This is a genomic window from Nostoc cf. edaphicum LEGE 07299 (genome assembly GCF_015207245.1).
GTDB classification, from domain to species: domain Bacteria; phylum Cyanobacteriota; class Cyanobacteriia; order Cyanobacteriales; family Nostocaceae; genus Nostoc; species Nostoc edaphicum_B.
This window is the reverse complement of record NZ_JADEXF010000249.1, coordinates 1-6,099: the sequence shown is the minus strand read 5'-3', so window position 1 is coordinate 6,099 and position 6,099 is coordinate 1. Positions and strand designations below refer to the sequence as shown.

Genomic DNA, 6,099 nt, shown 5'->3' with positions numbered 1-6,099 from the left:
GTGTGGGGTAAAAGCAATTCAATGTTAAATTTTTAAACTTCTCTTTGCGTCTCTGCGTGAGATAATTCAAACAGGAAACAAAACACTTCCCAACTTTTCACGCCCCAAGCGATCGCTCACTTTACCCCGACAAACAACCTGAACCCCATTAATATAAACCCCTTGCACAATTTCATCCGAACCACGCTTAACCATCCGAGGTTCACCATCTAAAACGGGATCTGATATCTGCACTTGCGGGCTAATTGGCTGATTTAAAGCATTGGGATCGAGTAAAACTATATCCGCTTTCGCACCAACTTTGAGAACTCCCGTATCCAGACGAAACCAACCAGCAGGTTCTCCGGTAACTCGGCAAATCGCAGCTTCCGGTGAAAGGAACTTCGTTGCAACTGCTTGTTTGAGCAAAGACAAAGCTCCATCATAGTAGCCCAGGTTACGGACATGAGCGCCAGCATCGGTAAAACCAGGCAAAATATGCGGATGCTGCATCATCGCTAAACGGGGTTTTAGGCGATCGTTTGCTCCTGTCGCCACCCAGCGTAAATCTGTATCGTATTTTTGTAATGCGTGGATAAATAAATCCACTGGTTCTTGTTGGTTTTGACGAGCAATTTGGGCAAAACTTAATCCTTGCCAACTTGCTTCGGGACAGTGAATAACTTCCATCAAATCTAACTGACGATGGAATGATTTACGCCGTTTACTCAGCCATTCTTGGCGAAACTGACGACTAAATATTTCCGATGCCCATAGTTGTTGTCTTTCTTCTCGTGACTGACAGCCATTGAGTTGTGCGCCTGTGGAGAATTCTTCAAATAAGGGAGTCACAGATCCATCAGAGTAAATGGTGAAGGGTTCCGTTAAGGTTTGAAAGCGCACATTACCATTTAGAAGCCGATTCCAAATAAAAAGTAGGGGGGAAAATATTCGCCATAGTTTGCGATCGTGTACGGCATCTAAAGCAGATAGAACTGTTAACCGCAGTGGTTTTTGTCCAATCCCTGAACCCATACGCAGAATATCCACAAAGGAAGCAAGTCGTTGTAAATTGGGTGTGACTTGAAAAACGCGATCGCACCGCCGAGATAAATCCGCCAACATTGCATATTCATTAAATTTCGCGTGTTGAGAGGGAATTGTACACCCTTGCCATTCTCCACTCATGCGATGCCAGGGAAACATATCAATAGAAATACCAATAAAGCCAGCATCTATTGCATCTGTGGCTATGCGCTGCATAAGATTTAGTTCAAATTTTGTCGGCTGAACAGTTAAACTGCGTTCTAATCCCATCACATGAGCGCGTAAAGCACTGTGTCCAAACATTGGGGCAACATTGGGGCCAAGGGGTAACTGTTGCAAATGCTGTAAATATTCTGCTGGTGTCTGCCAGGAAACCGACTTTTGTAGCCATTTTGCAATCAGCCGATGGGAAAGTGTCTCTACCCTCTGAAAAATATCAGCCAGGATTTGGGGTTCTGCGATCGCAATAGACAAGCTACAGTTACCAATAACCACGCTGGTAACTCCATGACGCACTGATTCACTCAATCCTGGTGCAATTTCTAACTCTAAATCGTAGTGGGTATGAATATCTATAAATCCAGGTGTCACCCATAACCCAGAAGCATCAAACACTTCACGCGCTGGGGTAGTTAAGGAGGGTGCAAGGGTGACAATGCATCCGTTTTGAATGCCGATATCTCCGCGAACAGGTGGAGAGCCTAAACCATCGAAAATTAACCCGTTTTGAATCAGCAAATCCAACATAATTTTTTTGCCCTTTGGTTGTTATTGGATCTGTTTAGGGTCATTATAGGCTGGGAATTTATTAGACTTGCCTTAAAAATAGGGATTGGGGACTGGGGATTAGGAACTGGGAAAGAGATATTTTCATTCTTTGCTTGTGAGTGCAACTCATGGAGTCTCTTGCATAAATAATTTTTTATCTCACGCAAAGGTGAGCTAGTGCGTTGGGCGGCTCTGCCGACTTGAAGCAACTGGCATCGCAAAGGCGCAAAGAACAAGCGGAAAAGAAGGAATTTTGCAAGAGGTCTATTGGAAATTGTGTAGGTGTAGCCCCTTGCAGACATCGCTTTCAGAGACTCTTGTTCCAATATTCCAAACCGGTCACAATTACATCTTCTAACCACTTCTTAAAACGCTCTGTTAAATTACCCTCTTCATCAGCATAAGAGAACTGGAATGGAGAATCTGTTAGGGCTTGAATGTCACTAATGTTACGCTCACCCTCTTCTGCGTTATCTCTGTGGTATGCACACGCAGAACACACAAGTAAGCCACGATACTCATGTCCAAGAACATGAAATGAAAGCAAAATCGTCGTTGATATTCCTATATCAATAACTAACTGTATCCAGGTATGATAGTTACGAATATTAGCAAAATATCCTAACTGTTTAGCCGTCTCTACAATTTGGTAGCGGTGGTAATATGAACGAGTATCACCAACAGACGCACTAATTATAAAAGCATCAGCATCATCCACTAAATTTTGTACGGATAGCTTGATTTCATTGGCAACATCTTGTGAGCGATTAGAAGCTATCTCAAATAACTTTGAAGCAAAATCTTCAACTTTTTGACTGCGCTCTCGAATAGATGCTGATTGATTTTGCTTCAGCTTTTCAGCAATGGAAGCAATAATAACCTGAGTCCGTCGGGACTCTGATAAGACTTGTTCTGATAAGCCAAGACTGCGGATAAAAGCTTGCTTTTGGCTTTTGGCAAACAGTTGAATCAATTTTGATAAATCAGCTTTATCTGCCTGCTCTAAAGCTGCAATGTAATCTGCACGGTCATCACGAGTCAGAACTAGAGGAAACCAACCAGCTTGAATAAAAACTAAGCTGGCAATACATCGCGCAACTCGGCCATTTCCATCTTGAAATGGATGAATCTGTGTAAATCGATGATGCAACCAAGCTGATTCAACTTCAGGAGGAATTTGCTGATTTCGATGTTGATGATGCAATTCAATCAACCTATCCATTTCAGATGCCACTTGTTCTGGGGGGCAGTATTCGTCAATAATGCCATCTGGTCTCATAGGATTGTTAGGTAGATGCTTCCAGTCACCGATTATGAGAGGAACACGAACAATTTCCCCTGTCGATGGAACTAAAGCCTCTGTATATTCTTGGTTCTGGGTTAGAACCTGATGTAACTGCTTTATATAGGAGGTTGATAAATTTCTTTGCCCACCCACAAAATCAAAGAGTCCTTCAATCGCAGTTTCCTGATCTCTGATTAAAGACACTACTTGTTTTACTGGACGATCTGTAGCTCCATGAGGAATCAGAGCCTCGTTAATTCCTTGTTCAATTAAAAGGCGAGTTATTCCTCGATCTATGTTGTATAATCGCTCAATAATTCCAGTTTCAATGGCTATTTCGCGGCGTAGTCTTTCCATGAAGACTTTAAACTCACCAGATGCGCGAAGCCGCTCTGCTTGCTCATTCCAAACAGTTACCAAAGGCGGTAATTCTGAGCTAGCTAAACTTTGCCAATTTAATGATATATCTTCTATAGGTTGCCATGCCATAAGTCATTACTATTTGATAATCCTCTTAAATTTTACTTTATTTATTTCCACAATCAGTGTCAGCATTTCCACCACGATGTTCAGTTTTCACCCAACGCGATCGCTCCTTTTGCACACACATCTTTAAAGTTGTCACAATCATCACAGGAATCCAATGCACCATGTATAATGAACCTTGAATTGTTGCCCAAATCGAAGACCATCCTCTTAAATTTTGAAATTGGTAAAGTCCAGCAATAAAGGCAATTGTCAGAATGATGCTGAGTAGTGTCTGGAGTAGAAACAAAACTGGGTGATGGCTATAAAATATTGTCCAAACTAAATCGGGTATTAGTCCAATTGGTAGAAGAAATTGCAAGAAAAAAAACAATAATAAATCAATTTCTTTCGCAAAACCTAAAGTAAGAATTTGCGGAAAATAATCTAGATAACGCTGATAGCCACCTTCAGCCCAACGACAGCGTTGATGCCAAAGTTTTGACCAAGTAGTTACACCTTCTTCTTGAATTGATGGAACTGTAACAAACTCAATTTCTGCACCTGCTAAATAGAGTTTGAAGCAAAGATCCAAATCATCGGTGACAGTGTTCTCATTCCAACCTTGACACTTTTCTAACAATTCCCGACGAACTAACATCCCATTACCCCGCAGTTCAGACATTCCACCAATAGCAATGCGATGGGTTTGTAGAAAGCTATCACAGCACATTTCCATCTGCTGGCAACGGGTTAAGAAATTGGTATTAGCATTAGAAATCGCTTTTCGTACTTGCACTGCACCGATCGCTTGCTTCTGAAACAGAGGTACTGTTTGCCGGAGAAAATTAGCAGGTAACTGAGCATCTGCATCGCAGACTAAGATAATCTCCCCTTGGGTAAAGGGAAACACCGCATTCAACGCACCTGATTTACCACCCTTTGATTCCCGTCGATGAACTTGTAAAGATGGAAATTGAGTTTGTAATTCTTCCAAAACTTGGGGGGTTTTATCGGTACTCCCATCATCAACAACCCAGATATCTAGGGAATCGCTGGGATAATTCAATTGGCATAGGCTGTAAACTAGATTAGCCAAGACTGGACTTTCATTTTTAGCCGGAACTAAAATCGAGACTGGCGGTAAATAAATTTCACTTTCCATCACCGCCGCTGCTGGTTTTGCTAGCAGCATCCGTAACGTTTGCACAGTCAGGATTGCCGTTAATCCCAGCATCAACCATTGTGTTTCTGGTAGCCAGTGCAGCAAACTCACGCTACCCCAAACTAATAAAACTACTATGGTTGCTTTGAGACGGCGATGAAAGCTAATATTTTTACTGGGCTGATAGGTACTTCTTCCCACTTTATTTGCTATATACTTTCAGTTCGTTGCTTAGTCCTGCGACGTAATAATAGCATCGTCACTGCTCCCAACAGGAAACCGGCCACCCCTGCCGCGACTGCTAGAATTCGCCCCAATTGTTGAGCAGCATTTAGCACTGGGTTATTCAACAGATTTGAGGAAAAATGCAGCGATTGAATCGTCCATTTATCTTGGAGTTTTTGTAGCACCGCTGTCCATCGCAACGCCATATCAGCCGCTTTGCCATCTTTGAAAGAAAAAGATGCGTAGGCGTAGCCCGTCGTAGACATCGCTTCTCCAGAGGCAACATCGATTTCTGGAGTGAGAAATGTTCTAAGACTATCTCCCTTTAGTTGCATTTTGATATCTTTTATGGAACTGGAAAACTGCTGATTCCAGTACTTTTCAAACTCAGGAACTGTGTTAAAAATCTGGTTATCAATTGTTGTAATTGTGAAATTTGGGTGCAAGTAAGGCTGTATTTTGGTAAAATCGCGAGTGTTAAGGGCTTGCAGGGCAATATCCCATGTGCGAATAATTGCATTTATCTCTTGTGAGTTGACATCTGCTAGAGCGGATTGGGGTAGATTCCAAATTACCAACACTAATAAAAAACTTTAAAGTAGCTGAGTGCATTTGTATATGCTTGCCCATCTCTGTTTCATCATCTAAAGAACCTGTAGATTGGGTGATACTTACCGATAATTGTTTTAATCTTAATACCCACATTTTGCCACTCCTGTTGACTAGGGCTGATTAAAAGAATTTTTACAAAGATGTTTCAACTACGCTCAACAACCAGGCAGGAGGCAGTGTTTCGGTTACGCTCAACAACCAGGCAGAAGCTTTCTGCAGATACCCACCGCAAATCTGGTACACTATCTTTTAGTTGGCGCTGTCGCAAAATCTCAACTCCCGCGACTGTCGCCACTCTATAAATTTTTTCCATCATATACACAAGCTTTAATTTAATAGGGTGCGTTATGGAATTTATTCCTAACTCACCGAAAATCTCTTAGGGTGTGTTATCACGTCAGCGTAACGCACCCTACAATAATGAGATTATTGAGTTAGGAGGCTGAGAAATCTAAACTTTGCCGAAAAGAGAGCAGCAGCTCATTCAATACAGCCATGTCAATTAAAAATGCATCATGTCCGTGGGTTGACTTTAGCCACACAAGTTGAGCAT

Annotated in this window: 4 protein-coding genes; all 4 read right to left on the bottom strand. The window is 42.0% G+C overall.

Annotation, left to right across the window (positions count from 1 at the left end; translation table 11 throughout):
* Positions 1-66: 66 nt before the first annotated feature.
* Entirely contained in the window at positions 67-1,773 is a 1,707-nt protein-coding gene (locus tag IQ229_RS09585; protein WP_194043194.1) for an N-acyl-D-amino-acid deacylase family protein, read from the bottom strand.
* A 328-nt stretch (positions 1,774-2,101) separates the two neighbouring features.
* Positions 2,102-3,568 carry a Fic family protein gene (locus IQ229_RS09580; RefSeq protein ID WP_194043193.1) on the bottom strand — a complete coding sequence of 489 codons (1,467 nt, stop codon included), beginning with the start codon at positions 3,566-3,568 and terminating at the stop codon, positions 2,102-2,104.
* 37 nt (positions 3,569-3,605) lie between these two features.
* Positions 3,606-4,910 carry a glycosyltransferase family 2 protein gene (locus tag IQ229_RS09575; RefSeq protein ID WP_194043192.1) on the bottom strand — a complete coding sequence of 435 codons (1,305 nt, stop codon included), beginning with the start codon at positions 4,908-4,910 and terminating at the stop codon, positions 3,606-3,608.
* A gap of 8 nt (positions 4,911-4,918) precedes the next feature.
* Positions 4,919-5,515, bottom strand: a complete 597-nt coding sequence (locus IQ229_RS09570; RefSeq protein WP_322743963.1) for a YybH family protein — start codon at positions 5,513-5,515, stop codon at positions 4,919-4,921.
* Between the last annotated feature and the right edge of the window lie 584 nt (positions 5,516-6,099).

Coding starts and splice junctions, on each gene's coding strand:
- IQ229_RS09580 (WP_194043193.1), bottom strand. CDS start 3,568: ATGGCATGGCAACCTATAGAAGATATATCATTAAATTGGCAAAGTTTA.
- IQ229_RS09585 (WP_194043194.1), bottom strand. CDS start 1,773: ATGTTGGATTTGCTGATTCAAAACGGGTTAATTTTCGATGGTTTAGGC.